The sequence below is a fragment of the Mesorhizobium sp. 01N446 genome (genome assembly GCF_056399285.1).
On the sequence record NZ_JBFTRA010000036.1, the window covers coordinates 1 to 554 of the forward strand.

Consider the following 554-nt stretch of genomic DNA (forward strand, 5'->3'; position numbering starts at 1 on the left):
CCTTTACCCTTTACTACAGCTTGACACTGAACATTGAGCCTTGATGTGTAGGATAGGTGGGAGGCTTTGAAGCGYGGACGCCAGTCYGCGTGGAGCCAACCTTGAAATACCACCCTTTAAYGTTTGATGTTCTAACGTGGMCCCGTRATCCGGGKTGCGGACAGTGTCTGGTGGGTAGTTTGACTGGGGCGGTCTCCTCCYAAAGYGTAACGGAGGAGCACGAAGGTCAGCTAATCGAGGTCGGACATCTAGAGGTTAGTGCAATGGCATAAGCACGCTTGACTGYGAGMSTGACRRSKCGARCAGGTGCGAAAGCAGGWCATAGTGATCCGGTGGTTCTGAATGGAAGGGCCATCGCTCAACGGATAAAAGGTACTCTGGGGATAACAGGCTGATACCGCCCAAGAGTTCATATCGACGGCGGTGTTTGGCACCTCGATGTCGGCTCATCTCATCCTGGGGCTGTAGCCGGTCCCAAGGGTATGGCTGTTCGCCATTTAAAGAGGTACGTGAGCTGGGTTTAAAACGTCGTGAGACAGTTTGGTCCCTATCTG

The 554-nt window shown here is 53.3% G+C and carries 1 rRNA gene; it reads left to right on the top strand.

What is annotated here, in order from left to right:
• Positions 1-554 (top strand): 23S ribosomal RNA (locus AC1DPX_RS35100); the annotation flags it as partial.